A 23791-nucleotide genomic window follows, 5' to 3' on the forward strand; every position below is an offset into this window, starting at 1 on the left:
TTCCCCTGAGCGGCCCGGGAGGCGGGCTCTTCCTCCGCCCCGCCGTCGGTCAGGCGCAGCCCAGCTCGCCCAGCATGCCCTCGCGCAGCCGGCCGATGATCCGCTTGATCAGCCGGGACACGTGCATCTGCGAGCAGCCGAGCTGTTCTCCGATCTCCGCCTGGGTGGCCTCCTCCACGAACCGCATGTGGATGATCCGCCGGTCGCGCTCGCTGAGCTCGGCCATCAGCGGGGCGAGCGAGTGGAAGTCCTCGACGAGCCGCAGCCCGTCCTCCTCCACACCGATGAAGTCGGCCAGCACCGACTCGCCGTTCTCGGGCCCGTCACCGGTCAGCGCGGCGTCCAGCGACGAGGAGTTGTAGCCGTTGGACGCGATCTGGCCCTCGACCACCTCGTTCTCGCTGAGGTTCATCAGCGTGGCGAGTTCGGCGACGGTGGGCTCGCGGTCCAGGCGGGAGGAGAGTTCCTCGCGGGCCTTGGCGAGCTCCACCCGCAGCTCCTGGAGCCGCCGCGGCACGTGCACGGCCCAGGTGGTGTCACGGAAGAAGCGCTTGATCTCGCCGACGATGTACGGCAGCGCGAAGGACGTGAACTCGACCTCGCGCGACAGCTCGAACCGGTCGATGGCCTTGATCAGCCCGATCATGCCGGTCTGGACGACGTCCTCCATGTCGTCCCCGCGACCGCGGAAACGGCCGGCGGCGAACCGCACCAGCGACATGTTCATCTCGATCAGTGTGTTGCGCGCGTACTGGTACTCGTACGTGCCCTCTTCGAGCTCCGTCAGACGCTGGAAGAACTGGCGGGACAACTGCCGCGCGTCACGCGGAGCCACAGTGCGGGGGTCCACGGCACCCAGCGGCGATCCGGCACCCGTCCCGCCCCCGGTGGTCTCCTCGACGACCCGTGCTCCCGGCCGGATCACGGCGCTCTCCATTGCCTCTCCCACGAAAGTCACGGTTCTCCGTCTCCCTAGGCTGTTCTCCCGTCGGCGGGTACCCGGGTCGCGGCGGCACACGCCCCCGTTCTCACGGGTGGCGGAAATCGCGCCACGGCGTCTTCGCGGGGTGATCTCTCACCTCTCAGCGTAGTCCCGTGCACGGCGGCCGGCACCCTGCGGACTCCTCGCGGTTTCCCTCTGGGCGGAACGCCGGCCCCTTCCGTCGCGGGGCGGGACTCCTAGGCTGGGGAGGTGACCAGCCACGTGCCGAACGAAGCCCGCGTCATCCCCCTTCGCCCGCAGGCCACGCGCCCGGGAGCCCGCCCCGCCGCCTCTCCGGTCCCCCCGGAGCGGAGGCCGCCCGCCGTCAGAGAGCCACTGTGGCGCGATCTGGTCGGCGACGTCCTGCGCCGTGAACGCCTCGAGCAGGAACGCACCCTGAAGGAGGTGGCGGAGACCGCCCGGATCTCCATGCCGTATCTGTCGGAGGTCGAACGCGGCCGCAAGGAGGCGTCGTCGGAGGTGCTGGCCGCCGCCGCGGGGGCCCTCGGACTGGGCCTGGGCGATCTGTTGGCGCGGGCCCAGGGAGAGCTGGTCCGCCTCACCTCGCGGCACACCGGAGCCGGCCGGGGCCGCGGTATGTCCGGTGCCCACCACGACGGGATGTGCCTGGCCGCCTGACCGCCCGCACGGGCCGGCGCCCCGCGGACGGCGGGGCGCCGGCCCGGCCTCTCACACCCCCACCAGGCGCCGGCTGAGCACCTCGTCGGCCAGCCCGTAGGCCACGGCCTCCTCGGCGGTGAACACCTTGTCGCGATCCATGTCCGCGCGCAGCGTCGCGACGTCGTGCCGCGTGTGCCGGGCCAGCACCTCCTCGACCTGGGAGCGGATCCGCACCATCTCCTTGGCCTGGAGCGCCAGGTCCGAGACCGTGCCCTGGTGTCCGCCGCTGGCCGGCTGGCCGAGCAGGACCCGCGCGTGCTCCAGCACGAACCGCCGCCCCGGATCCCCGCCGGCCAGCAGGACGGCCGCCGTGGACGCCGCCTGCCCGACGCAGAACGTCGAGATCGGAGCCTGTACGAAGGTCATCGTGTCGTAGATCGCCATCAGCGAGGTGAACGAGCCGCCGGGTGAGTTGATGTAGACCGCGATCTCGCTCTCCGGGGCCGACGACTCCAGGTGGAGGAGCTGCGCGATGACGACGTTGGCGACGCCGTCGTCGATCTCGGTGCCCAGGAAGATGATCCGCTCCGACAGCAGCCGGCTGAACACGTCGTAGGACCGCTCGCCCTGCGGGGTCCGCTCGACGACGTTCGGAATCGTGTAGCTCCCCATGTCAGAGTCCCATCCGTGGCCTGGTGGCGGCCGGGCGCACGTCCGCGAGGGACTGGACGACCTGGTCCACCATTCCGTACTCCTTGGCCTCCTCGGCCGTGAACCAGCGGTCGCGGTCGCCGTCCCGGGAGATGGTCTCCGGGCTCTGACCGGTGTGCTCGGCGGTGATCCGCTCGATGGTCCGCTTGGTGAACTCCAGGTTGTCGGCCTGGATCTCGATGTCGGCGGTGGTGCCGCCGATGCCCGCCGACGGCTGGTGCATCATGACCCGCGCGTTCGGCAGGGCGTGGCGCTTGCCCGCCGCGCCGACGCTCAGCAGGAACTGCCCCATGCTGGCGGCGAAGCCCATGGCGAGCGTCGAGACGTCGTTCGGGATCAGCCGCATCGTGTCGTAGATGGCGAGCCCCGCGTGCACGGAGCCGCCCGGGCTGTTGATGTACAGGCTGATGTCGGTGCGCGGGTCCTCCGCGGAGAGGATCAGCAACTGGGCGCAGATCCGGTTCGCGGAGACCTCGTCGACCTGCGTGCCCAGCAGCACGATCCGCTGCGCGAGCAACTGCGCGGCGAGATGGTCGTCGAACCTGGTCGCTGGGGTGTCGCCCTCCTGGGCCCGGGGCGGCGTGGCCGGGCCCGCGATGAGTGGAGACATCGGCGCTCCTTGTCGAGTCGTCGGGGAAGTCGTACGCGGCCGGTGGCGCCGCGGTTCCTCCACTCTCGGCCCGCCCCGGTGACCGGCGGGGATTTCTCTGCCCGTGGCAGATTCGCCAAGGGCAGAGCGCTCGTCCGAAAGGAATCCCCGTGCGGCCGATGAGTTCCGTCGCTCGCGCCGGTCGACAGTGGTGACCGTGTTCCACGCCAGGAGGTACTCATGAGCACCGACGGATTCACCACGTGTCTGTGGTTCGACGGCCGGGCGGAGGAGGCCGCACACTTCTACGTGTCCCTCTTCAAGAACTCCGGCATCGGCCCCGTCACCCGCTACCCCGAGGGAGCGCACCAGCCCGTCGGCACCGTGCTCACCGTCGACTTCACGGCCAACGGCCAGAGGTTCGTCGCCCTCAACGGCGGCCCGGAGTTCAAGTTCAACGAGGCGATCTCCTTCCAGATCACGTGTGAGAACCAGGAGGAGGTCGACCACTACTGGACCAGGCTCACCGAGGGCGGCGGCGAGGAGGGCCCCTGCGGCTGGCTCAAGGACAGGTTCGGAGTGTCGTGGCAGGTCGTGCCGGGCCGGCTCGAGGAGATGTTCCGCGACCCGGATCCCGCGAAGGTGGCGCGCGCCAACCAGGCCATGATGGCGATGCACAAGCTCGACGTCGCCGCGCTGGAGAAGGCGTACGCGGGGGAGTGATCCACCCGTCGGCGCGCGTACCCGGGGGACGCCACCGGGCCTCGCCGGACCGTCCGCACGTACCCACCGGACCATCCATCCACCTCACGACGACGCGAGGGAGAGGAGGTGCCGAAGGTCACGGACGTCTCCTGAGCCCCGTCCGGGCACCCCGTCGGACCATGGCATGATCGGGCACATGCGTGAACGTGTTGTGGCCGCGTGCGACGGGGCTTCGAAGGGAAACCCGGGTCCGGCCGGCTGGGCCTGGGTGGTCGCCGACGCCTCGGAGAGTCCGGTCCGCTGGGAGGCGGGTCCGCTCGGCAGGGCCACCAACAACATCGCCGAACTCACGGCGCTGGAGCGCCTGCTGGCGTCGACCGACCCCGACGTACCGCTCGAGGTCCGGATGGACTCGCAGTACGCCATGAAGGCCGTCACCACCTGGCTTTCCGGCTGGAAGCGCAACGGCTGGAAGACGGCAGCCGGCAAGCCGGTCGCCAACCAGGAGCTGGTCGTACGGATCGACGAGCTGCTCGACGGCCGCTCGGTGGAGTTCCGCTACGTGCCCGCCCACCAGGTCGACGGCGACCGGCTCAACGACTTCGCCGACCGTGCCGCCAGTCAGGCCGCCGTCGTCCAGGAGCCCGCCGGCAGTGGCCTCGGCTCACCGGAGCCGCCGCCGTCGCCGGACGTCCCGGCGGCCCGCAAGGCACCGCGCCGGGGGACGGGCGCGGCCCGCAGGAGCGGCGGCGCGTCGGCGCGCACCATCAAGGCCAAGTTCTCGGGGCGCTGCCTGTGCGGCCGCTCGTACGCGGCGGGGGAGTCCATCGCCAAGAACGACCAGGGCTGGGGTCACCCGGAGTGCCGCACGGTGGCGGCCGGGTAACCCACGCCGTCCCCCGGCCGTGTGGCACGGGCCTGCGTCCTCCGACTTGTTACTGTGCGGTCCCAAATGTCCGCAATGACCGTAATGAGTGCATACCAGGGGTGTGTATGAAGGTCGCTTGTGTCGGCGGCGGGCCCGCCGGACTGTATCTGTCGATCCTGCTCAAACTGCGGGACCCCTCCCACGACATCACCGTCCACGAACGCGACCCGGAGGGCTCCACCTACGGCTGGGGCGTCACCTACTGGCGCGGACTGCTCGACCGCCTCCAGGAACACGACCCCGAGTCCGCGCGCGCCGTCGAGGAGAACTCGGTGCGTTGGCGGGACGGAGTCGCCCACGTGGGGGACCGGTCCACCCGGCACCGTGGCGACGAGGGCTTCGGCATCGGCCGCCACCGGCTCCTGGAGATCCTCGCCGCCCGCGCCCGCTCCCTCGGTGTGCGCCTGGAGTTCGAGTGCGAGATCACCGGGGACGCCCCGCCCGCCGCCGACCTCGTCGTGGCGGCCGACGGGGCGGGCAGTGCCCTGCGCACCCGTCACGCCGGTCACTTCGGGACCGACGTCCGCGCCGGACGCAACCACTACGTCTGGCTCGGCACCACCAAGGTCCTCGACGCCTTCACCTTCGCCTTCGTCGAGACACGCCACGGCTGGATCTGGGCGTACGGCTACGGCTACGGGCCCGAAGGCAGCACCTGCGTCGTCGAGTGCGCGTCCGAGACCTGGACCGGTCTGGGCCTGGATCGGGCCGACGAGGCCGAAGGCCTCGTCCTGCTGGAGAAGCTCTTCGCCGACGTCCTGGACGGTCACCCGCTCACCGGCCGGTCCGCGCCCGGTGCCCGTGCCCCCTGGCAGACCTTCCGCACCCTCACCAACCGCACCTGGTCCCGGGACAACCTCGTCCTGCTCGGCGACGCCGCCCACACCACTCACTACTCCATCGGCGCCGGCACCACCCTCGCGCTGGAGGACGCCATGGCCCTGTCCGCGGCCCTGCGCGATCGGGCGGCCCTCCCGGACGCCCTCGCCCACTACGAACGCGAACGCGGGGCGGCCCTGCTGCCGGTGCAGAGCGCGGCCCGCCACAGCGCACAGTGGTACGAGAATTTGCCCCGCTACATCCACCTGCCCCCGGAGCGGATGTTCGCCCTGCTCGGCCAGCGCCACTCGCCCCTGCTGCCGTACGTCCCGCCCCGTCTCTACTACCGGATCGACCGGGCGGCCGGGCAACTGGAGGCGCTGCGCCGGCTCAAGCGCTGGCTGGGGCCGAGGGTGGCGCGGACGGTACAGGCACGGAACCTGGCCGCCCGCGAAGAGAACGACGGGCCGGCACCGAGCGGTCCCGGCGCGGTGCGGGGTCACTCCGGATGACAGACTGGCGGCATGGACGAGCGCACATTCGACAGGTCGGATCAGCACGCATCGGTGGTAGGCCTCGGCACCTGGCAACTGGGCGCCGACTGGGGAGACGTCGACGACAAGGAAGCACTCGCGGTGTTGGAGGCGGCGGCCGAGTCGGGGGTGACCTTCTTCGACACGGCGGACGTCTACGGCGACGGACGCAGCGAGGAGACCATCGCCACCTTCCTGCGCGGCAGGCCCGACCTGCACGTGCTGGTCGCCACCAAGATGGGCCGCAGGGTCGAGCAGATCCCGGGGAACTACGTCCTCGAAAACTTCCGGGAGTGGAACGACCGCTCCCGCCGCAATCTCGGCGTCGACGTCGTCGACCTGGTCCAGCTGCACTGCCCGCCGACCTCCGTCTACTCCACCGACGAGGTGTTCGACGCCCTGGACACTCTGGTCGAGGAGGAGCGCATCGCGGCCTACGGTGTCAGCGTGGAGACCTGTGAGGAGGCCCTGACCGCGATCGCCCGGCCGAACGTGGCCAGCGTCCAGATCATTCTCAACCCGTTCCGGATGAAGCCCCTGCGCGAGGTGCTCCCGGCTGCCCGGGAGGCGGGCGTCGGCATCATCGCCCGGGTGCCGCTGGCCTCCGGCCTGCTGTCCGGCAAGTACACCAGGGACACGGTCTTCGCGGCGAACGACCACCGGAACTTCAACCGGCACGGCGAGGCCTTCGACCAGGGCGAGACCTTCTCCGGTGTCGACTTCGCCACGGGTGTGGAGGCCGCTGCCGAGTTCGCCGCGCTCGCTCCCGAGGGATACACCCCGGCCCAGCTGGCGCTGCGCTGGATCATCCAGCAGCCCGGCGTGACCACCGTGATCCCCGGCGCCCGTTCGCCCGAACAGGCCCGCGCCAACACGGACGCCGCCCGGCTGCCCGAGCTGTCCGGTCCCACGCTCACGGCGATCCGCGACCTCTACGACCGGCGTATCAAGGACCAGGTCGAGGGCCGCTGGTAGTCGGCTCCCCCGTAGTCGTTGTCCCCGTAGTCGCTACTCGCCGGCCTCACGGCACCAGGAGCAGCTGCCGTTCCCGCTCCTGGTCGCCGGAGGCCGCGCCTTCGTTCCGCGTGCTGAAGGCGTGGGACAGCGTCGCGCTCGCCGCCTCGACGGCCTGCGGCGTTCCCTGGACGGTGACCGTCACCGGTGCGGACAGCGGGGCACCCGCCTCACGTGGTGCCGAGGACGCCTCCGGTGTCGCCGGGGAGTCGAAGGTCGCGGTGCGCACCGTCGCCTGCTCGTCGGCCGGGAGGCCGTCGGGTGCGCCGAAGACACCCTCCAGTGCGCGGACGATCGCCCGCGCGTCGTCGATGCCGCCACCGCTGAGCGTCACGGTGAGCTGAGTGTCGGACATCCTTCGCCTTCCTCCTGGGCCTGCGTCGGTCCCGGCCCGTGTAACCGCACCCCGATCACTCAAACCGGGCGCCGCGCCGAGGCACGGCGCCTGAGCACGGCGAAGGCGGGAAGAGACGGGAAGAGAGAAGAGGACACAGGCCGCGGCAACCGGGAGGAACAGTGACCAACTCGGACTCGGACACGGCGGACGGCAACGGCCCGGGCCGGCGCAGGGGGCGCAACGAGAGCGAGGAGGAGCGGGCGGACCGGATGTGGACCGAGCTGATCCAGGAGGTCCGTGTCGCGCAGATGGGCGTGCAGATCCTGTTCGCCTTCCTGCTGACCGTGGTGTTCACCCCGAAGTACGACGATCTCTCGGACACGGACCAGACGATCTATCTCGTGACGGTCGTCCTCGGCGCCGTGACGACCGGGGCGCTGATCGGTCCGGTGTCCCTGCACCGCATCGTCTCCGGAAGGCGCGTGAAACCCCAGGCGGTGCGGTGGGCCTCCCGGCTGACCCTGCTCGGCCTGGTGCTGCTGCTCGCCACGATGGCGGCCTCGCTCCTGCTGATCCTCCGCGTGGCGACGGACGACGGCTTCGTGCCCTACCTCGTCGCCGGCGTGGTGCTCTGGTACCTGCTGTGCTGGTTCGGGATCCCGCTGTGGACCCGGTACCGTTACACGTCCCGCTGAGGCCAGGTCCCGCGAAGATCAGCCCTCGGCCATGAGCTCCGCGAGGAAGTCGTCGACGTGTACCTGCTCCTTCCCCGGCCGGACCACGGCGTGGGTCTCGCGCAGGAAGGCCTCCACGGCCGCCGCCCACACGAACACCACGGCGTGGTGGCGGTCCCCTTCGGGCCGGGCGTCGCCCAGCAGCTCGATGCGCAGCTCGTCCCACAGGCCCCGCGACTCGGGGCGCATCCGGACGTCTCCCACGCCGACCGGGCGGGTGAGTCCGTCGCGCACCATCTCCCGGTCCAGCGTCCAACGGGCGAGTACGCGGCCGTCATGGCTGAACACCACGGTGAGCGCGAACGGATCCGCGGCGTCGTAGCCGAGGTGGGCGAGCACCGGGAAACGGTCGGCGTCACCCGCCTGGAGCTGCACCACCAGGGTCTTGTGCACGACGGTGTTCACGACAGGGCCTCCCGGGAATCGGACGTAGAGCCCTCGTGTACCCCGCCCGTCCGCAAGATGTTCACGCAGACGGGTGATTCGCCCGTGCCCGGGTTTTGAGCCCGGGGTTCAGGACCCGCCCAGTGCCTCGCGCAGCGCGGGCAGCAGGGTCTTCTCCGACCAGTCCAGGAAGGCCGGTTGCGACTCGCCACCGATCTGCACCAGGGCGACCTCGGTGAACCCGGCCTCCGCGTACGGGCGTACGGCATCCACGAAGACGTCCGGGTCGTCGCCGCAGGGAATCGACTCGGCGACGTCGTCGGGTGTCACGAACCGGGTGGCCGCATCGAAGGAATCCGGGTGCGGCAGTTCGGAATTGACCTTCCATCCGCTGCCGAACCAGCGGAACTGGTCATGGGCGCGCTGGATCGCCGTGTTCCGGTCGGGATCGTAGGAGACCGGCAGCTGACCGACACGCGGTTTGCCCTCGCCGCCGTGCCGGTCGAAGGCCTCGAGCAGCCCCGGCTTGGGCTCGGTGGCGATCACCAGGTCGGCGTGCTTGCCCGCGAGTGCGCAGGAACGTTGCCCGGAGACGGCGATCCCGATGGGCGGCGCGCTGTCCGGCCGGTCCCACAACCGGGCCGACTCCACGTCGAAGTGGGCGCCGCGGTGGTTCACATGGCCGCCCTCGAACAGTGCCCGGATGATCTCCACGGCCTCCTGGAGCATCTCGTGCCGCACGTCCACTGTGGGCCAGCCGCCGCCGACCACGTGCTCGTTGAGGTTCTCGCCCGAGCCGAGCCCCAGCCGGAACCTGCCCTCGGACAGCAACTGCAGCGTCGCCGCCTTCTGCGCCACCACCGCCGGGTGGTAGCGGAACGTCGGACACGTCACGTACGTCATCAGCGGGATGCGGGAGGTCGCCTGCGCGGCGGCGCCCAGCACGCTCCACGCGTACGGGGAGTGGCCCTGCGAGCGCAGCCACGGGAAGTAGTGGTCCGAGGTCACCGAGAAGTCGAACCCCACCTCCTCGGCTCGCACCACATGGCCGACGAGCTCGCGAGGGCCGGCCTGCTCGGTCATCATCGTGTATCCGATTTGCACCATAACGGACGAGTCCCCGTCCGGGCGGGCCGAAAACGGAGTGAACAGGACCGTGTGTCGCAAGGCGGCGTCAGCGCAGTCCGAACCGGTCCGCCCAGGCCGTCATGTCCGCGGTCGTGGCATTGCCTCCGCACACCACCAGACCGATCCGGACGCCGTCACCCACCCGCTCCACCACGTGCCGGGCCGCGGGCAGCAGGCATCCGGCGGCCGGTTCGGTCCACACCTTGCCGTGCTCGGCGAGAGCCAGTGAACCCTCCACGGCCTCCCGGTCCGGCACCACGAGTACCTCGCCCACCAGCTCCGACACATGGTCGTACGTCAGCTGGGAGACGGACGGGGCGCTGAGCGTGGTGACGACCGAGGTCAGGGGCACGGTCAGTGGCCCGCCCGCCGTCAGTGCCCGCGACATCGCCTCGGCGCCCTCGGTCTCCACGCCCCAGATGCGCACGTGCGGCCGCAGGTCCCGCAGCGCCGCGGCCACGCCCGCGATCAGCCCGCCGCCGCCGACGCTCACGACCACGTCGGTGAGCTCCCCGGCGTCCTCGGCGAACTCCAGGCCGACGGTGCCCTGCCCCGCGACCACCACGGGGTCGTCGAAGGGGTGGACGAGAGTCAGCCCTTCCTCCCGCAGCCGGGTCACCAGCGCGAAGGCGTTGTCCATGCCGTCTGTGAGCCGCACCAGCGCGCCCGCCTCCTGGGCGGTCTCCACGGAGCGGGCGGGTGCCGTACGCGGCATGACCACCGTGGCCTTCACGTCGAGGGCGGCGGCCATGACGGCCACGGCGATACCGTGATTGCCGCCGCTGACCGCGACGATACCGGCGGCCCGCTCGGCCTCGGTCAGCGACAGCAGCTTCGCCGTCGCGCCGCGCGCCTTGAAGGAACCGGTGCGCTGGAGCAGTTCCAGCTTCGCGGTGACCGGGACCCCGAGCAGGGCGGACAATCCGGGACTGGGCACGGTCGGGGTGCGTACGACATGTCCGGTGATCCGCTCGGCCGCGGCTTCGATCTCCGTGATCCCGATCAAGGCAGTCATCCTTCCGACGTGGGTGGTGATCCACGCCGCTTCGCACCCTTTCGCGTGCCGCGCCCGAGGTCAACACGGATTCGAGGACGGTGGCCGTCCGCGTGCCGGATTGTCGCCTCAGTGCTGCGCCTTCTGCGGTGTCACCTCACTGGGCCGTACGACGACGTAGCCCTGCCCCTGGAGCAGCAACTGCACGGCCTCCCCCGAACCGCCGCGCAGCATCGACCCCATGGACTGCGAACGGTGCAGGGAGGTCGACAGCCCCGCCGACCAGCCGACGATCGCGTCGGTGTCGACGTACACCGGGTACTGGGGCGATACCGGGATGACCAGCGGGCTGCCCTCGCACACCAGTCCCAGCCTGCCATGGCCGGTGAAGACGCTGTTGAACAACCCGCCGCCGGTGATGCCCGCGCCCTTCACGGTGGCGATGCGGTACGACAACGAGGAGTCGAAGCACAGGACGTTACGGCCGTTGACCGTGAACTCGTCGCCGGGCTCCACCTCCAGGACGAAGCAGTTCTGCGCCTCGTGCGCGAACCAGGCCTCGCCCTGCCCGCGCACCGCCATCAGGGGCAGGCCCTCCCCGGTGACCGCGCGCTTGAGCATGCCGCCCACGCCCTGGCCCTTGCGTTCGAACTGGAGATCGCCGCGGTAGGCGACCATCGCGCCCTGCCGGGCGAGCATGTCGCCGTTCACCGTGTAACGGATGCACTTGGAGTTCTCGACGGTCATGCCCGGCGCGGTGGCGGGCTGCACCATGTGCTCGCTGGAAAACAGGTCACCCTTCATACGGGCATCCTCGCCCGGAGCCTCCCGTTCCGCCAAGATCGCGTGCCGGTGGTCGTGTTCAGCCGCCGAAAACCTGGGTCCAGTACGTTCCCGACCGGCCGCCGCCGGCGAGGCCTATCCCGATGTGGGTGAAGTCCGCCTTGAGGATGTTGGCGCGGTGCCCTGGGCTGTTCATCCAGCCCTCCACCACGTCGGCGGGGGAACGCTGGCCGCAGGCTATGTTCTCCCCGACCGTGCGCCGCGTGGCCCCCGCGGCGGCCGCCCGGTCCCAGGGCTTGCCGCCGTCGGGATCGGTGTGGGAGTAGAAGTCGCGGGCCACCATGTCCGCGCTGTGCGCCTGCGCGGCCCGGGTCAGTCTGGCGTCGACGGTCAGCGCGGGCAGACCGGCCCCGATCCGCTCCCGGTTGGTGAGGTCGACGACCTCGGCCGTCGTGCGGGCCAGGCCGTCCGGGGTGAGCGGCACGGCCCACAGCACCGTCCAGTACGTGTCGCCCGAGGGTCCGCCGGTGACGGATGCCCACCCGGCGTGCGTGAAGGCCGCCTCGTGCAGTGTGCGCCGGGTCCGCTCGGTGCGCAGGCAGTACGCGACGAACTCGGTGGGCGTGCGCGGGCCGGAGACCAGGTGCTCGCCGACGGTGAGATAGGTGTACCCGGCCAGGACGACGCGCTGGTGGACCGAGACACCGTCCCGGGTCTCGACGCTCAGCGTGCCCGCGGCGGCCATGGCGGCGGCGTGGGCACGGGCCGCCGATACCAGGCGCGGGTCGGTGGAGACGGGACGGGAACCGGCGGCAGCCCGGGCGGAGTTGACCAAAGTGAGGAAGTCGTCGGGGTCGGCGGGGGATGCGGAGACGGCAGGGGACGCGGCCCGGTCGTCGGGCGACGGGGCGCCGGGCGAGGGCGCGTCGTCGACGACCTCCACCCCGAAGTCGCGGGCGAGACCGGCGAGTCCGTCGGCGTACCCCTGTCCCAGGGCACGCAACTTCCATCCCTCGCCGCGCCGGTAGAACTCCGCGAGCAGCAGTACGGTCTCCTGCCGGGGGCGCGACGGGGTGAACCGGGTCAAGGCGTGCCCGCCCGCGTCGGTGACACGGAGCGTGGGGGAGGGGAGTGCGCTCAGGGCGGTCCCGGGGTCCGAGGGGCTCACCGCCACCGTCACGCGGGTGGCTCCGGGGCGCAGTCGCGCCGGCTCGACGGTGAGCGTGTCGCCCCGCAACCGGGCGCCGGGTGCCTCCGGCTGGTTGTAGAAGACGAAGTCGCCGTCACCGGCCACCTTGCCACCGTCATCGGTGATGAGCGCCGTCACGTCGAAGCCACCGGGCACCCGCACGCTCACGGGGCCGCCGGGCAGGGGGACATTGCCCCCAGGGACCAACTCGCTCATCGTGCCGCCCTGTGTCCTCGTCCACGTTTCCGGCCGTGGTGCGTGTTCGACGGGAGTGTCCGTGTCGGTGTGGTGTCGGGTCAACGTCCGACGGGCGGTGGCGGTTCCCGGTGTACGGCCCGCGCACCGGGCTCAGCCCGAGGCCGTTCGCTCCGGAGAGATCAGGCCCTGCCGGTAGGCGACGGCCACCGCCTCCGTGCGGCTGGCCGCCGGCAGCTTGGCGAGGATGTTGGAGACGTGGACGCTCGCCGTCTTGGCGCTGATGAACAGCTCCTCCCCGATGCGGCGATTGCTGCGTCCCAGGGCGAGGAGCCGTAGCACGTCCTGCTCGCGTGCGGTGAGCTGTGCCCCACGGCCACGGGTGGGCGTCGCGTCCGTCAGCCGGCCGCGGCGGACCAGGCCGTTCAGCCGCTCGCGCAGCAGCGTCGCGCCGAGCCGGTCCGCCTCCCGGCGTACGGTGTCCGCCTCGGCCGCCGCCTCCTCGCGGCGGTCGGCCGCCAGCAGGGCCTCCGCCAGCCGCAGCCGGCACCGCGCGCCTTCGTAGGCGTCGCCGTACGCGAACCCCGCCACCACCTTCTCCCAGGACGCCGGGTCCGGGCCGGCCCCGGCGATCCGGACCAGCTCCGCCTCCGCGCGCGTCAGCCACGCCCGACCCTCCGGGCCCTGCGGTGTGCCGTCCTCCGCATGTCCGGCGGCCGCCCTGGCCTGCTCCACCAGGTCCGCCGCCGTCCTGTTCCAGCGACGGACCTCCGACTCGTCGCCCGACCCGCGCAGTTCGACGACGCGGTCGGCGACCGCGGACAGCGCGAGGGCGACCAGCCTGACCGTCACGGAGGGCCGCGTGCCCGCGTCGTCGGTGAGCGCCTCGACGGTGGACCGCGCCCACCGCACGGCGTCCTCGGCGTCCCCGCGCAGCGCTGCGGCGTCGGTCAGCACGACGCCCGCGACCATCGTGCCCATTCAGTCGAACGGCCCCTCCAGCATCGCGCGGGCGCGTTCCGCGGTCCCGGCCTCACCGCGGGCCAACGCGACGTACAGAGCGGGCCCGACGGCGTGACCGCCCGCGGCGGGCAGCACCCCGACGCTGTCCGCGGCCCCGCGCACGCAGTCGTCCCAGTGGCCCAGCGTGTACTGCACCAGCAGCCGCAGATACCGCATCTCCCGCGGATACGGCGAGGACAGCAGCCCCGAGCGGCGGGCCCGGTCCAACCCCTCCGCCGCCCACGGCAGGCACTCCTCCAGGTCGCCGGACTCGAAGCAGCCGATGGCGAGATTGAACAGCGCGCGCATCTCCACCGGCGCGTTCCCCGATCGCCGCGCCAGCTCCCGTGCCTCCAGCAGCCGCTCCCGGCCCTTCGGAGTGCTCCGGTTGCCGCCCTCGAGACCGGCCAGGGAGATCAGGAGGTCGGCGCGGGCGTCGGTGACGCCCAGGTCCTCCGCGACGCGCAGGGCCCGGCGGGCCACCCGCAGTGCCGTCTCGTTCTCCCCGACCTGACGGGCCGCCATCACATGGGTGGCCGCCGCCCACACCCACGTCGACGACGGCGGCTCGGCGGGGATCAGGCCGAGCGCCTCGCTGCTGTGCGCGAACGCGGACGACAGGTTGTCTACGCTCAGCAGGTTCCCGGCGAGCGTGTAGCGGACGCGCGCGGCGAGCTCCAGGTCCGCGTCGTGGCCGAGGCCGGCCAGCGCGGCCCGGGTGAGGGAGACCGCGCGGTGCAGCTCCCCGGCGTGCGCCGCGGCCGCCGAGGCCCGCAGCGTCAGCGTCACGGAGTCGGGAACCCCGGGTAGTGCGGCGGCGGCGTCGACGGCCGGCCACAGGTCCAGGGCCGACTCGACGTGCCGCAGTTCCTCCGCGGGCGCGCCGACGTGTCCGACAGCGAAAGCGTGAACCAGCGCGCCGGACCGAGCGGGCGCCGTGGCCACCGGCCGGCGGAGTGGTCCGGCCCGAGTGGTCCGACCCGAGCAGTCCGGAACGAGCAGTCCGGACCGAGTGACCGTGCACGGCTCAGCCGGTCGCAGGACCGCCACGGGCGCCCAGTACGCAGAACTCGTTGCCCTCGGGGTCTGCCAGAACCACCCAGGGCTGTTCGCCCTGGCCGACGTCGACACGGCGCGCGCCCAGCTTCAGCAGGCGGGCCACCTCGGCTTCCTGGTCGTCGGGCCGGAAGTCCAGGTGCAGCCGGTTCTTGCCCGCCTTGCTCTCCGGCACCGGGGCGAAGAGCAGTCCCGGCAGCCGGTCCCGGTCCGGACGGATCTCGTACTCCTCGGGGGCGTCGTTCACCACGACCCAACCGAGAGCCTCGGCCCACCAGCGTCCGAGCACGACGGGATTCGTCGTGTCGACGTTCAACTGCTCCCACTGCAAAGTCATGGGGACAGGGTAGGGAAGACTGGACTTCATGGACGTGACCGCGACACAGGGAGAGAACCGCATGACGCGCCCGATCACGGCAGGGGTCGACGGTTCGGAGGAGAGCCTGGCCGCACTGGCCTGGGCCGCGAGGGAGGCGGTCCGGCGAGGGACACCGCTGCACGTCGTGCACGCCTGGCGGTTCCAGCCACAGGACGCCGTCGGCACGGAGGGCCGGGACGCGCAGGAGCGCTGGGTCCGGGACGCGGTCGCCGAGTCGGTGGGGGCCGTCACCGAGCGGTACCCGGACCTCACGGTGTCCGCCGAGGTCCGAGAGGGCGACCCCGTCGCCGCGCTGCTCGCCGCCGCGGGCGACTCCGGGACGCTGGTGCTCGGCTCGCGCGGCCACGGGGCGGTCGTCGGCTTCCTGCTCGGCTCGGTCGGCCAGCAGGTGATCGCGGAAGCGCCGCGACCCGTCGTCCTCGTACGGGCCGGGGAGGAGACCGCGACCGAGGCCGCCGGCCGTGAGGTCGTCGTGGGGCAGCAGGGGGAGCCGGAGGACAGCGCCGACGTGATCGGGTTCGCCTTCGAGGCGGCCGCCGCGCGCGGTGCCACTGTCCGGGCCGTCCGGGCCTGGGCCCTGCCGACGGTGTTCACCTACAGCCCGGGGGCGATGCGGCTCGCCGACGAGGCCGGGGGCCTGGAGTCGTACGAGAGGAAGGCGCTCGGCGAGGCGCTCGGGCCGTGGCGCGAGCGCTTTCCCGACGTCCCGGTGATCGAGCACGTGGAGATGGGCAGCGCGGGGCAGGTGCTGCTGTCGGTGGCCGCCGAGGCCCAGCTGATGGTGGTCGGCCGCCGGTCCCGCCGTACGGCGGTCGGCGCCCGGATCGGCTCGGTGGCGCACGGCGTGCTGCACCACGCGGACTGCCCGGTGGCGGTGATCCCGCACACGTGATCCCGCGCGTGTGAGGCCCGCATACGTGGCGCTCGCGCGTGTCACGTGTGCGGGCGCCACGCCCGGGCAGCCAGGGGACTCAGTCGGCCGTCGGCTGCAGGGTCTCCCGGGCCTTGGGCAGGATGTTCGTGATGTAGTCCGCCACGGCCGTGTCCAGGCCGATGTCGTGCTGGGCCCGCTCGGACAGGTACCAGCGGTGCTCCAGCAACTCGTGGTAGATCTCGGCCGGGTCCATGGCACCGCGCAGCTCCACCGGTACGGCGCGCACGGTGGGCCGGAAGACCTCGCGCACCCAGCGGTGGGCGAGGACCTCCGGGCGGGCGCCGAGAGGGTCGCCCGGGGCGTAGTCGTCCTGGGTGGCCATCCAGCTCTCCAGGTCGTTCAGCAGCCGCCGGGCCTGGTTCTCCTCGGCGTCCAGGCCGGTCAGGCGCAGTAGCTGGCGCTGGTGGTGGCCGGCGTCGACGACCTTGGGCACGAAGGTGACCGTGTCGCCGTTGGAGGCGTGCTCGATCTGCATCTCGGCCACGTCGAAGCCGAGGTCGTTGAGTCGCCGGATCCGGCGCTCGATGTAGTGGTACTTGCCCGCCGGATAGACCGAGGTGCGAGTCAGCTCCTCCCACAGACTTCGGTAGCGGGCACAGATCTCGGTACCGAAGTCGATCGGGTCGACGGAGGGGTGCAACGCCCCCGACGCCTCCAGGTCGAGTAGTTCGCCGCTGATGTTCACCCGTGCGAGGTCGAGGTCGTAGTCGCGCTGCCCGACGCTCAGCCGCGGGTGCAGGTCGCCGGTCTCGGCGTCCACCAGGTACGCGGCGTAGGCGCCCGCGTCGCGCCGGAAGAGCGTGTTGGACAGTGAGCAGTCGCCCCACGCGAAGCCGGCCAGGTGCAGCCGGACCAGCAGCACGGCCAGGGCGTCCATCAGGCGGTGCATGGTCGCCGGCCGCAGCGTCGTCTCGAACATCGACCGGTACGGCAGCGAGCCGCCGAGGTGCCGGGTGACGAGCACCGGTTCCAGCGGGTCACCGGCGGTGCCGACGCGGCCGGTGACCACGGCGAGCGCGTCCACCGCGGGGATGGCGAGGCGGTCGAGGTCGCGCAGCAGCTGGTACTCGCGCAGCGCGGGCCGTTCGGCCAGCTCCTTGACGGCGATCACCTCGTCCCCGGCGCGGGCGTAGCGGACGACGTGGCGGGAGATGCCGCGCGGCAGCGGCACGAGGTACTCCTCGGGCCACTCCTCCAGCGGCGTCTGCCACGGCAGTTCGAGCAGGAGCGCGGGGTGCTCCGGATTGGTGGCACTGATCTGCAAGGCCATGCCCCGACTCTAGAACGGCCGTTCCCGAGCCTGTCGCCCGAGGGGCCCTTCTCGCCGAAGTGCCCGATGCCGTCAGGGAGGCGGCGGCAGCGGCGGGTCCGGCGGCGGCGCCGGGTCCGGCTCCAGCGGCCCCCGGACGGATCGGGGCCGTGCGGCGGCCGGCCGCATTCCGAACAGGAACCGTGTCACCGGCGTCCTGCGCACCCCGAACTCGTACCCGGCGAGGATCACTCCCAGCGAGGCCGCCACGATCACCGCGTACTCGACCGCCATCGGCGCGGACCAGCCGACCACGCCGTACGCGAAGGCGACCACCACCGGCTGGTGCAGCACGTACAGGGGCAGCGCGGCCGCCGCCAGATATCGCAGTGCCGCATCCCGTCGCGCGGCCCGGCCGCCCGTGCCGGGCCGCGTGCGTGCCGTCCGGTTCCGGGGCCGGTCCAGCAGACCGAGGATCGAGACCACCCAGCACCAGCCGGCCGCCCCGAACACCGCCCGGGTGAACAGGGCGAGGGGGGTCCATGCCCCGAACGGGTCGTCGCCGACGACGAAGCCGGGCGCGGACCCGGCGAAGAGCACCAGCCCGAGCAGGCCCACCGGTACCGCCGCGCGGCGCGTCACCTCCCGGATCCGCCCGTCGTCGGCGAGGGCGAGACCGCACAGGAAGAACAGCAGATAGGCCCAGCGGTTCCAGCCCGCGTAGTCCTCCTCCATGCCCAGCAGGGCGTTGACGGCGGCGAGCGGCAGCGCGGGGAGCAGCAGCAGGGCCGGGTGACGGCGCAGAGCGGGGGCCACGCGTCCGGCGCCGGCCGTCAGCCGGGACGCCACCGGGGCGAGCAGCAGGCAGAAGGCGAGCAGCAGGACGACGAACCACAGATGCCCGGTCTCGAAATGGTCGCCCTCCACGACGAAGGGGAAGTCGGCGAAATCCGGACGGACGGTCAGGAAGCGCGGCCAGAACCGCCAGTACGACTCGTCGTAGCCAGGGTCGGCGGCGCGCAGCCGCAGCCACTGGGGGAGGGGGCACAGGACGACCGTCGCGAAGACGAGGGGGACGCCGAGGCGCAGCAGGCGTTCCCGGGCGAACCCGGCGGGCCCCCGGCGGCGGATCGAGTGCCGGGCGCCGAGGCCGGCGACGAGAAACAGCATGGGCATGGCCCACACCACACCGAACCCGGCGACGACGGTGACGGCGTCCGTGGTCTGCGCGTTCTTGACGTAGAAGTCGTCGTCCGGTGAGAAGACGAGGGCGGTGTGGAAGAAGACCAGACCCAGCACGACGAGAGCGCGCAGCGCGTCCAGTTCGCCGCGTCGGCCGGTGTCCGCCCCTTGCCCCGTGCCCGCGCCCCGCCCTGCGTCCGCGCTCATCGGCCCTCCCGCCCGAGGTGCGCCCAGTGTGGGGCAGCGGGCCGGGGGAGGACAGACTTCCGGTACCCGCGGGCCGGCCACCGAGTGCGGCGGCTCAGCGCACGCCGTGCGGGCGGAACTGGACGCTGATGCGGGGCCCGGCGGCGCGGGTGCTCTTGGGGACGCAGTGCTCCCAGGTGCGCTGGCAGGAGCCGCCCATCACGATCAGGTCGCCGTGGCCCAGCGGACGGCGCACCGTGTCGCCGCCTCCGCCCGACGGCCGCAGCAGCAGGTCCCTGGGCGCCCCGACCGACAGGATGGCGACCATCGTGTTCTGGCGCGCGCCCCGTCCGATCCGGTCGCCGTGCCAGGCGACGCTGTCCCGGCCGTCGCGGTAGTGGCACAGCCCGGCGGTGGTGAAGGGCTCGCCCAGCTCCTCGGCGTAGTGCGCGGAGAGCGCGTCGCGGGCTTCGGCCAGCAGCGGGTGCGGCAGGGTGTCGTCGACGCCGTAGAAGGAGAGCAGCCGGGGCACGTCGACCACCTGGTCGTACATGGCGCGCCGCTCCGCGCGCCATGGGACCTCGGCGGCCAGCCTCTCGAACAGCACGTCGGCGCCGCTCAGCCACCCGGGGAGCACGTCGATCCAGGCACCGGAGCCGAGGCGGGTGCGGCGCAGGCCGTCGAGCGGACCGAGCCGGACCTCGTCGGCCTGGTCGAAGAGCGAGCCCTGGAGATGCGTGGTCATGGCTCCAGCGTAACCCTTGTTCGAATGCACGTTCTATTGCCGAGGGGGTGAGTGGTCCCCGGCACGAGACCTGTCGGATGCAGCGCCGTATCCGATACATTTCCGTATCGAGAGAAGAGGGAGGGCCGGACATGGCGGTGAAGGAGACGGCCGGCCGCGTCACCCGGCGGCGCGTGCGGACCCGCGCGAACCTCCTGGGCGCGGCGTTCGCGGTGTTCGCCGCCAAGGGTTTCGGCCGGGTGTCGATCGAGGAGGTCTGTGAGGCGGCCGGTTACAGCCGGGGCGCCTTCTACTCGAACTTCGACAGCCTCGACGAGCTGTTCTTCGCGCTCTACCGTGAGCGGGCCGACCTGATCGCGGAGCAGGTGTCCGTCGCCCTGGCGCTGGACGGGCCGGACCTGGACGTGCCCGCCGCCGTGGACCGCGTCACCGAGGTGCTGCTCCTGGATCGGGAGTGGCTCCTGGTGAAGACGGACTTCCTGGTGCACGCCGCCCGCGATCCGGTCGTGGCACGGGCCCTGCTGGAGCACCGGTCACGCCTGCGACGCGCGATCGCCGACCGCCTCGCCCGGGCGCGCGGGCACACCACCCTGCCCGCCGTGCTGGGAGACACCGACGGCGCCGCGCACGCCGTGGTCGCCGCGTACGACGGAGTCACCACCCAGCTGCTCCTGGACCGGGACGTCGAGCACGCCCGTGCCTGGCTGGGCCGGCTGCTCACCGCGCTGCTCACCGAGAGCAGCGCGGTGAGCGGCGGCACTCCTTGAACCTCGAACCCCTGGGCCTTTTGAACCACCCGGATTGAACCACCAGGACTTTTTGAACCCCCAATGACACGGAACAGGAAGGGACGGTCGCCATGGATGCCGACGTCATCGTGGTCGGAGCGGGCCTGGCGGGCCTGGTCGCGGCCCACGAACTGACCAGCCGGGGCAGGAGGGTGGCCCTCGTCGACCAGGAGAACGCGGCCAACCTCGGCGGGCAGGCCTTCTGGTCCTTCGGCGGCCTCTTCCTCGTCGACTCCCCTCAGCAGCGGCGCCTCGGTGTCAAGGACTCCTTCGACCTGGCCTGGAACGACTGGCAGGGCAGCGCGGGCTTCGACCGGACCGAGGACGAGGATTCCTGGGCGGTGCGCTGGGCCCGGGCGTACGTCGAGTGGGCGGCGGGGGAGAAGCGGTCCTGGCTCGCCGGGCACGGCATCACCTTCCTGCCCACCGTCGGCTGGGCCGAGCGCGGCGACCTCCGAGCCGGCGGACACGGCAACTCCGTGCCCCGCTTCCACATCGCCTGGGGCACCGGCACGGGCGTCGTCGAGCCGTTCGTGCGCTACGCCAGGCAGGCCGTGCGCGACGGGCTGCTCACCTTCCACCACCGTCACCGCGTCGACCACCTGACCGTCGTGGACGGCGCCGCGCGCGGCGTGCGTGGCACGGTACTGGCCGAGGACCACTCACCCCGCGGGGTCGCCTCCAACCGTGACGCCATCGGCGAGTTCGAACTCACCGCCCGGGCCGTGATCGTCACCTCCGGCGGCATCGGCGCCGACCACGACGTCGTCCGCCGTCACTGGCCCGAGCGCCTCGGCACCCCGCCCGCCGAGATGGTCACCGGCGTCCCCGCCTACGTCGACGGGCGGATGCTCGGCATCAGCGCCGAGGCGGGCGCACGCCTGGTCAACCGCGACCGGATGTGGCACTACACCGAGGGCATCCGCAACTGGGACCCGATCTGGCCCGGCCACGGCATCCGCATCCTGCCCGGACCGTCCTCCATGTGGTTCGACGCCCTCGGCCGCCGCCTGCCCGAGCCGTGCCTGCCCGGCTACGACACCCTCGGCACCCTCCGGCACCTGCGCACGGCCGATGACCTCGCCGGCCACGACCACTCCTGGTTCATCCTCACCCAGAAGATCATCGAGAAGGAGTTCGCGCTCTCCGGCTCCGAGCAGAACCCCGACATCACCGCCAAGGACCGCGCCGGATTCCTGCGCGAACGCGTCCTCGGCAAGGGCGCGCCGGGTCCCGTGGACGACTTTTTGCGCAACGGCGCCGACTTCGTGACCGCGCCGAACCTGGAACAGCTCGTCGACGGAATGAACCGGCTGACCGACAAGCCGCTCCTCGACGCCGCCGCAATCCGGCACCAGATAGAGGCCCGCGACCTCCAGATGGCCAACCCGTACGCCAAGGACGCCCAGGTCCAGGGCATCCGCAACGCCCGCCGCTACATCGGCGACCGCCTCGGCCGGGTCGCCACGCCGCACCGCCTCCTCGACCCGGCGGCGGGCCCGCTGATCGGCGTCAAACTGCACGTCCTCACCCGCAAGACCCTCGGCGGCATCCAGACCGACCTGGACTCCCGCGCCCTGGGCGCCGACGGCACACCCGTCGAGGGCCTGTACGCGGCGGGTGAGGTGGCCGGCTTCGGCGGCGGCGGGGTGCACGGCTACAACGCGCTGGAAGGCACCTTCCTCGGCGGTTGCCTGTTCTCCGGGCGGGCCGCGGGCCGTGCCGCGGCACGCCAGACCGCCTGACGGCACAGTCCGCTCCGCTCCGTCTCCTCACGCCTCACCGGGCCCGGGCTCTCACCGGGCCCGGGCCCTCACCGAGTTCACGCCGTGCACAAGGTCAGGCTGCCGTCGGGCCCGCGCGTCGCGAACTCAGGCTCCGTCGAGGAGACGGAGCAGCACGGCGGCGTGGCTCTCCTCGGGCGACTTGGACGCGGTCAGCAGCGTCACGTCCCCCTCGCGCGCCAGCTCCCGTACGTGGTCGAGGAGCTCAACCGCCTCCGGGGCGGCCAGCTCGGCCTCGTACCGCTCGGCGAACGCCTCGTAGGAGCCCTCGTCCGCGTGGTACCAGCGGCGGAGCTCGGTCGACGGAGTGAGGCCCTTGGGCCACTCGTCCACGTGCGCGGCGTCCTTCGCCACACCCCGCGGCCACAGCCGGTCCACCAGGACCCGCACGCCGTCGTCCGGTCCGGGCGGGTCGTAGACGCGGTGCACACGGACACTCATGGCCGGGGTCCTTTCCACGGTCGGCCGGAACGGTGTTGTCGCGAGCCCTGTCCGGCGCCGCGCCGGACCCGGTCAGCCGGACCTCCGGCGCACGGCCTCGCGGCGCCCCAGCGCCCGGCGTTCCAGCTCGCTGGTCCCGCCCCAGACACCGAGGGTCTGCCCCGTGTCGAGCGCCCACCGCAGACACCGCTCCTGAACCGGACAGCGCTGGCAGACCGCCTTCGCCTGCTCGGTCTGCAAAGCGGCCGGACCGGTGGTGCCGATCGGGAAGAACAGGTCGGGGTCCTCCGTGCGGCACGCGGCGTGCTCTCGCCAGTTGTCCATTCAAAGTCACCTGCGATCGGTATCGTTCGCGCCCTCGTGGATGCCTTGCTCCGTTCCGGGTGACCTGTCGACAGCGGGGTGAAACCGGCGCGACGCCTCGGGCCGTCCGCCGCGCCTACCTCAGCAGCGCCGCCCGGGCCGCCGCCACCACCGCGTCGGCCACCGTCGCCAGCGCCGGGGAGTCGAGTTTCCACTGCTGCCAGTACAGCGGGACGTCCACCGCCAGATCCGGGGCGAAGTCGACGAGCCGGCCGGTGCTCAGCAGGGGTTCTGCCTGCGGCTCGGGCACCATGCCCCAGCCCAGACCGGCGGCCACGGCCTCGACGAAGCCCTCAGAGGTCGGCACATAGTGCCGGGCGAGACTCGCGCCGCCGTGACCGAGCCGCCGTGCGAAGCCGTCCTGGAAGTCGTCCCGCCGGTCGAAGAACACCACCGGCGCCTCGGCGAGCACCTCCCGCAGCGGCCCGTACAGATGCCGCGCGGCGAACCCGGGGGCGGCGCAGGGGAGATACCGCATCCGGCCCAGATACCGGACGGCGCAGCCGGGGACGGGGTCGGGCGACGAGGTCACCGCGGCCATCACCACACCCTCCCGCAGCAGGGTCGCCGTGTGGTCCTCGTCCTCACGACGCAACTCGAAACAGAGCCTCGGCTCCCCGGGCACCCGAGTGAGGGCGCCGAGGAACCAGGTGGCGAGCGAGTCGGCGTTGACGGCGACCGAGACCCGGGTGGGCTCCCCGGCCCCGCCGCTCAGCCCCAGTTCCGCGTACGCGTCCCGCTCCAGCCGGGCCACCTGGCGGGCCAGGCGCACGAGCACCCCGCCGGAATCCGTCGGCCGCACCGGCTTGGTGCGCAGCAACAGCACCCGCCCGGTCCGCTGCTCCAGTGCTTTCACCCGCTGGCTGACCGCGGACGGCGTCACGTGCAGCGCGGCGGCGGCCGCGTCGAACGTGCCCTCGTCCACCACGGCCAGCAGGGTGCGTACCTGGTCCAGCGGCAGGTCCGCGAAAGCGGCCGTAATCGTCCCCGTCATGCCTGCCCGTCCGTCGTACCTGTCATCACAGGCGCTAAGGTT

General features: G+C 72.2%; 25 protein-coding genes and 1 pseudogene. 9 read left to right on the plus strand and 17 right to left on the minus strand.

From position 1 onward, the window contains the following. Nucleotides 1-49: 49 nt before the first annotated feature. A complete protein-coding gene (locus ABEA26_RS19670) occupies nt 50-937 on the minus strand; it encodes an RNA polymerase sigma factor SigF (RefSeq protein WP_345593984.1) in 888 nt (295 codons plus the stop codon). Nucleotides 938-1192: 255 nt separating this feature from the next. On the opposite strand from ABEA26_RS19670, the gene ABEA26_RS19675 reads away from it, so the two are divergent. Then, nucleotides 1193-1621 (plus strand): helix-turn-helix domain-containing protein, encoded by a 429-nt coding sequence (locus ABEA26_RS19675; protein WP_345593944.1) that lies wholly within the window; start codon nt 1193-1195, stop codon nt 1619-1621. A gap of 51 nt (nt 1622-1672) precedes the next feature. On the opposite strand, the gene ABEA26_RS19680 is transcribed toward ABEA26_RS19675, so the two are convergent. Together ABEA26_RS19680 and ABEA26_RS19685 are read right to left on the minus strand one after the other, a co-directional pair. Continuing rightward, a complete protein-coding gene (locus tag ABEA26_RS19680) occupies nt 1673-2275 on the minus strand; it encodes a ClpP family protease (protein ID WP_345593945.1) in 603 nt (200 codons plus the stop codon). Nucleotide 2276: 1 nt separating this feature from the next. Further along, the gene (locus ABEA26_RS19685; protein ID WP_345593946.1) at nt 2277-2924 is read right to left on the minus strand and encodes an ATP-dependent Clp protease proteolytic subunit; all 648 of its coding nucleotides are present in this window, start codon (nt 2922-2924) and stop codon (nt 2277-2279) included. 219 nt (nt 2925-3143) lie between these two features. Between ABEA26_RS19685 and ABEA26_RS19690 the strand changes: the two genes are divergently transcribed. The 4 genes from ABEA26_RS19690 (at nt 3144) to ABEA26_RS19705 (ending at nt 6863) form a co-directional block, all read left to right on the plus strand. Beyond that, the gene (locus tag ABEA26_RS19690) at nt 3144-3626 is read left to right on the plus strand and encodes a VOC family protein (protein ID WP_345593948.1); all 483 of its coding nucleotides are present in this window, start codon (nt 3144-3146) and stop codon (nt 3624-3626) included. Nucleotides 3627-3792: 166 nt separating this feature from the next. Further along, nucleotides 3793-4494 (plus strand): ribonuclease H family protein, encoded by a 702-nt coding sequence (locus ABEA26_RS19695; RefSeq protein WP_345593949.1) that lies wholly within the window; start codon nt 3793-3795, stop codon nt 4492-4494. Nucleotides 4495-4601: 107 nt separating this feature from the next. Further along, a complete protein-coding gene (locus ABEA26_RS19700; protein ID WP_345593951.1) occupies nt 4602-5867 on the plus strand; it encodes an FAD-dependent monooxygenase in 1266 nt (421 codons plus the stop codon). Between the two features lie 12 nt (nt 5868-5879). Then, on the plus strand, nt 5880-6863 hold the full coding sequence (locus tag ABEA26_RS19705; RefSeq protein ID WP_345593953.1) for an aldo/keto reductase: 984 nt from the start codon (nt 5880-5882) through the stop codon (nt 6861-6863). 46 nt (nt 6864-6909) lie between these two features. On the opposite strand, the gene ABEA26_RS19710 is transcribed toward ABEA26_RS19705, so the two are convergent. After that, entirely contained in the window at nt 6910-7257 is a 348-nt protein-coding gene (locus tag ABEA26_RS19710; RefSeq protein WP_345593955.1) for a hypothetical protein, read from the minus strand. Between the two features lie 251 nt (nt 7258-7508). Between ABEA26_RS19710 and ABEA26_RS19715 the strand changes: the two genes are divergently transcribed. Then, nucleotides 7509-7934, plus strand: a complete 426-nt coding sequence (locus ABEA26_RS19715) for a DUF6328 family protein (RefSeq protein WP_425587868.1) — start codon at nt 7509-7511, stop codon at nt 7932-7934. Nucleotides 7935-7952: 18 nt separating this feature from the next. Here the strand turns inward: ABEA26_RS19715 and ABEA26_RS19720 are convergent, their stop codons facing one another. The 7 genes and pseudogenes from ABEA26_RS19720 to ABEA26_RS19750 all read right to left on the minus strand — a co-directional run bounded on the left by ABEA26_RS19720 (nt 7953) and on the right by ABEA26_RS19750 (nt 15041). Then, nucleotides 7953-8378 carry an SsgA family sporulation/cell division regulator gene (locus ABEA26_RS19720; protein WP_345593959.1) on the minus strand — a complete coding sequence of 142 codons (426 nt, stop codon included), beginning with the start codon at nt 8376-8378 and terminating at the stop codon, nt 7953-7955. Nucleotides 8379-8486: 108 nt separating this feature from the next. Then, nucleotides 8487-9464: an LLM class F420-dependent oxidoreductase gene (locus ABEA26_RS19725; protein WP_345593960.1), complete on the minus strand. Its 978-nt coding sequence runs from the start codon at nt 9462-9464 to the stop codon at nt 8487-8489. Between the two features lie 67 nt (nt 9465-9531). After that, a complete protein-coding gene (locus tag ABEA26_RS19730) occupies nt 9532-10491 on the minus strand; it encodes a threonine/serine dehydratase family protein (RefSeq protein ID WP_345593962.1) in 960 nt (319 codons plus the stop codon). Nucleotides 10492-10608: 117 nt separating this feature from the next. Further along, nucleotides 10609-11283 (minus strand): AIM24 family protein, encoded by a 675-nt coding sequence (locus tag ABEA26_RS19735; protein ID WP_345593964.1) that lies wholly within the window; start codon nt 11281-11283, stop codon nt 10609-10611. Nucleotides 11284-11341: 58 nt separating this feature from the next. Further along, nucleotides 11342-12667: a CAP domain-containing protein gene (locus ABEA26_RS19740; RefSeq protein ID WP_345593966.1), complete on the minus strand. Its 1326-nt coding sequence runs from the start codon at nt 12665-12667 to the stop codon at nt 11342-11344. A gap of 132 nt (nt 12668-12799) precedes the next feature. Next, nucleotides 12800-14539 (minus strand): annotated as a pseudogene (locus ABEA26_RS19745) (LuxR C-terminal-related transcriptional regulator); the annotation flags it as partial. A gap of 136 nt (nt 14540-14675) precedes the next feature. Next, nucleotides 14676-15041, minus strand: a complete 366-nt coding sequence (locus tag ABEA26_RS19750) for a VOC family protein (protein ID WP_345593968.1) — start codon at nt 15039-15041, stop codon at nt 14676-14678. 61 nt (nt 15042-15102) lie between these two features. Here ABEA26_RS19750 and ABEA26_RS19755 point away from each other — a divergent pair, with 61 nt between their 5' ends. After that, on the plus strand, nt 15103-15975 hold the full coding sequence (locus ABEA26_RS19755; protein ID WP_345593970.1) for a universal stress protein: 873 nt from the start codon (nt 15103-15105) through the stop codon (nt 15973-15975). A gap of 79 nt (nt 15976-16054) precedes the next feature. Here ABEA26_RS19755 and ABEA26_RS19760 read toward each other — a convergent pair whose 3' ends face one another. The 3 genes from ABEA26_RS19760 to ABEA26_RS19770 form a co-directional block, all read right to left on the minus strand. Further along, nucleotides 16055-17287, minus strand: coding sequence for a DUF4032 domain-containing protein (locus tag ABEA26_RS19760; protein WP_345593972.1), 1233 nt, complete (start codon nt 17285-17287; stop codon nt 16055-16057). 72 nt (nt 17288-17359) lie between these two features. Next, nucleotides 17360-18655 carry an acyltransferase family protein gene (locus tag ABEA26_RS19765; protein ID WP_345593973.1) on the minus strand — a complete coding sequence of 432 codons (1296 nt, stop codon included), beginning with the start codon at nt 18653-18655 and terminating at the stop codon, nt 17360-17362. Nucleotides 18656-18749: 94 nt separating this feature from the next. Further along, a complete protein-coding gene (locus ABEA26_RS19770; RefSeq protein WP_345593974.1) occupies nt 18750-19379 on the minus strand; it encodes an alpha-ketoglutarate-dependent dioxygenase AlkB in 630 nt (209 codons plus the stop codon). 131 nt (nt 19380-19510) lie between these two features. On the opposite strand from ABEA26_RS19770, the gene ABEA26_RS19775 reads away from it, so the two are divergent. Beyond that, nucleotides 19511-20146, plus strand: coding sequence for a TetR/AcrR family transcriptional regulator (locus ABEA26_RS19775; protein WP_345593976.1), 636 nt, complete (start codon nt 19511-19513; stop codon nt 20144-20146). A 92-nt stretch (nt 20147-20238) separates the two neighbouring features. Continuing rightward, the gene (locus ABEA26_RS19780; RefSeq protein ID WP_345593978.1) at nt 20239-21912 is read left to right on the plus strand and encodes an FAD-binding dehydrogenase; all 1674 of its coding nucleotides are present in this window, start codon (nt 20239-20241) and stop codon (nt 21910-21912) included. A 126-nt stretch (nt 21913-22038) separates the two neighbouring features. Here the strand turns inward: ABEA26_RS19780 and ABEA26_RS19785 are convergent, their stop codons facing one another. The 3 genes from ABEA26_RS19785 to ABEA26_RS19795 form a co-directional block, all read right to left on the minus strand. After that, on the minus strand, nt 22039-22392 hold the full coding sequence (locus ABEA26_RS19785) for a DUF488 domain-containing protein (RefSeq protein WP_345593980.1): 354 nt from the start codon (nt 22390-22392) through the stop codon (nt 22039-22041). Between the two features lie 72 nt (nt 22393-22464). Beyond that, nucleotides 22465-22716 (minus strand): WhiB family transcriptional regulator, encoded by a 252-nt coding sequence (locus ABEA26_RS19790; RefSeq protein WP_345593981.1) that lies wholly within the window; start codon nt 22714-22716, stop codon nt 22465-22467. 115 nt (nt 22717-22831) lie between these two features. Then, nucleotides 22832-23749, minus strand: a complete 918-nt coding sequence (locus ABEA26_RS19795) for a LysR family transcriptional regulator ArgP (RefSeq protein ID WP_345593986.1) — start codon at nt 23747-23749, stop codon at nt 22832-22834. Nucleotides 23750-23791 lie beyond the last annotated feature (42 nt).

The organism is Streptomyces marokkonensis, assembly GCF_039539045.1.
Taxonomy (GTDB): domain Bacteria; phylum Actinomycetota; class Actinomycetes; order Streptomycetales; family Streptomycetaceae; genus Streptomyces; species Streptomyces marokkonensis.

Bases quoted from the DNA above. Each gene is read 5' to 3' on its own strand.
- ABEA26_RS19670 (WP_345593984.1), bottom strand. From the start codon at position 937: ATGGAGAGCGCCGTGATCCGGCCGGGAGCACGGGTCGTCGAGGAGACC.
- ABEA26_RS19680 (WP_345593945.1), bottom strand. From the start codon at position 2,275: ATGGGGAGCTACACGATTCCGAACGTCGTCGAGCGGACCCCGCAGGGC.
- ABEA26_RS19685 (WP_345593946.1), bottom strand. From the start codon at position 2,924: ATGTCTCCACTCATCGCGGGCCCGGCCACGCCGCCCCGGGCCCAGGAG.
- ABEA26_RS19690 (WP_345593948.1), top strand. From the start codon at position 3,144: ATGAGCACCGACGGATTCACCACGTGTCTGTGGTTCGACGGCCGGGCG.
- ABEA26_RS19695 (WP_345593949.1), top strand. From the start codon at position 3,793: ATGATCGGGCACATGCGTGAACGTGTTGTGGCCGCGTGCGACGGGGCT.
- ABEA26_RS19700 (WP_345593951.1), top strand. From the start codon at position 4,602: ATGAAGGTCGCTTGTGTCGGCGGCGGGCCCGCCGGACTGTATCTGTCG.
- ABEA26_RS19705 (WP_345593953.1), top strand. From the start codon at position 5,880: ATGGACGAGCGCACATTCGACAGGTCGGATCAGCACGCATCGGTGGTA.
- ABEA26_RS19710 (WP_345593955.1), bottom strand. From the start codon at position 7,257: ATGTCCGACACTCAGCTCACCGTGACGCTCAGCGGTGGCGGCATCGAC.
- ABEA26_RS19715 (WP_425587868.1), top strand. From the start codon at position 7,509: ATGTGGACCGAGCTGATCCAGGAGGTCCGTGTCGCGCAGATGGGCGTG.
- ABEA26_RS19725 (WP_345593960.1), bottom strand. From the start codon at position 9,464: ATGGTGCAAATCGGATACACGATGATGACCGAGCAGGCCGGCCCTCGC.
- ABEA26_RS19735 (WP_345593964.1), bottom strand. From the start codon at position 11,283: ATGAAGGGTGACCTGTTTTCCAGCGAGCACATGGTGCAGCCCGCCACC.
- ABEA26_RS19740 (WP_345593966.1), bottom strand. From the start codon at position 12,667: ATGAGCGAGTTGGTCCCTGGGGGCAATGTCCCCCTGCCCGGCGGCCCC.
- ABEA26_RS19750 (WP_345593968.1), bottom strand. From the start codon at position 15,041: ATGACTTTGCAGTGGGAGCAGTTGAACGTCGACACGACGAATCCCGTC.
- ABEA26_RS19755 (WP_345593970.1), top strand. From the start codon at position 15,103: ATGACGCGCCCGATCACGGCAGGGGTCGACGGTTCGGAGGAGAGCCTG.
- ABEA26_RS19760 (WP_345593972.1), bottom strand. From the start codon at position 17,287: ATGGCCTTGCAGATCAGTGCCACCAATCCGGAGCACCCCGCGCTCCTG.
- ABEA26_RS19765 (WP_345593973.1), bottom strand. From the start codon at position 18,655: ATGAGCGCGGACGCAGGGCGGGGCGCGGGCACGGGGCAAGGGGCGGAC.
- ABEA26_RS19770 (WP_345593974.1), bottom strand. From the start codon at position 19,379: ATGACCACGCATCTCCAGGGCTCGCTCTTCGACCAGGCCGACGAGGTC.
- ABEA26_RS19775 (WP_345593976.1), top strand. From the start codon at position 19,511: ATGGCGGTGAAGGAGACGGCCGGCCGCGTCACCCGGCGGCGCGTGCGG.
- ABEA26_RS19780 (WP_345593978.1), top strand. From the start codon at position 20,239: ATGGATGCCGACGTCATCGTGGTCGGAGCGGGCCTGGCGGGCCTGGTC.
- ABEA26_RS19785 (WP_345593980.1), bottom strand. From the start codon at position 22,392: ATGAGTGTCCGTGTGCACCGCGTCTACGACCCGCCCGGACCGGACGAC.
- ABEA26_RS19790 (WP_345593981.1), bottom strand. From the start codon at position 22,716: ATGGACAACTGGCGAGAGCACGCCGCGTGCCGCACGGAGGACCCCGAC.
- ABEA26_RS19795 (WP_345593986.1), bottom strand. From the start codon at position 23,749: ATGACGGGGACGATTACGGCCGCTTTCGCGGACCTGCCGCTGGACCAG.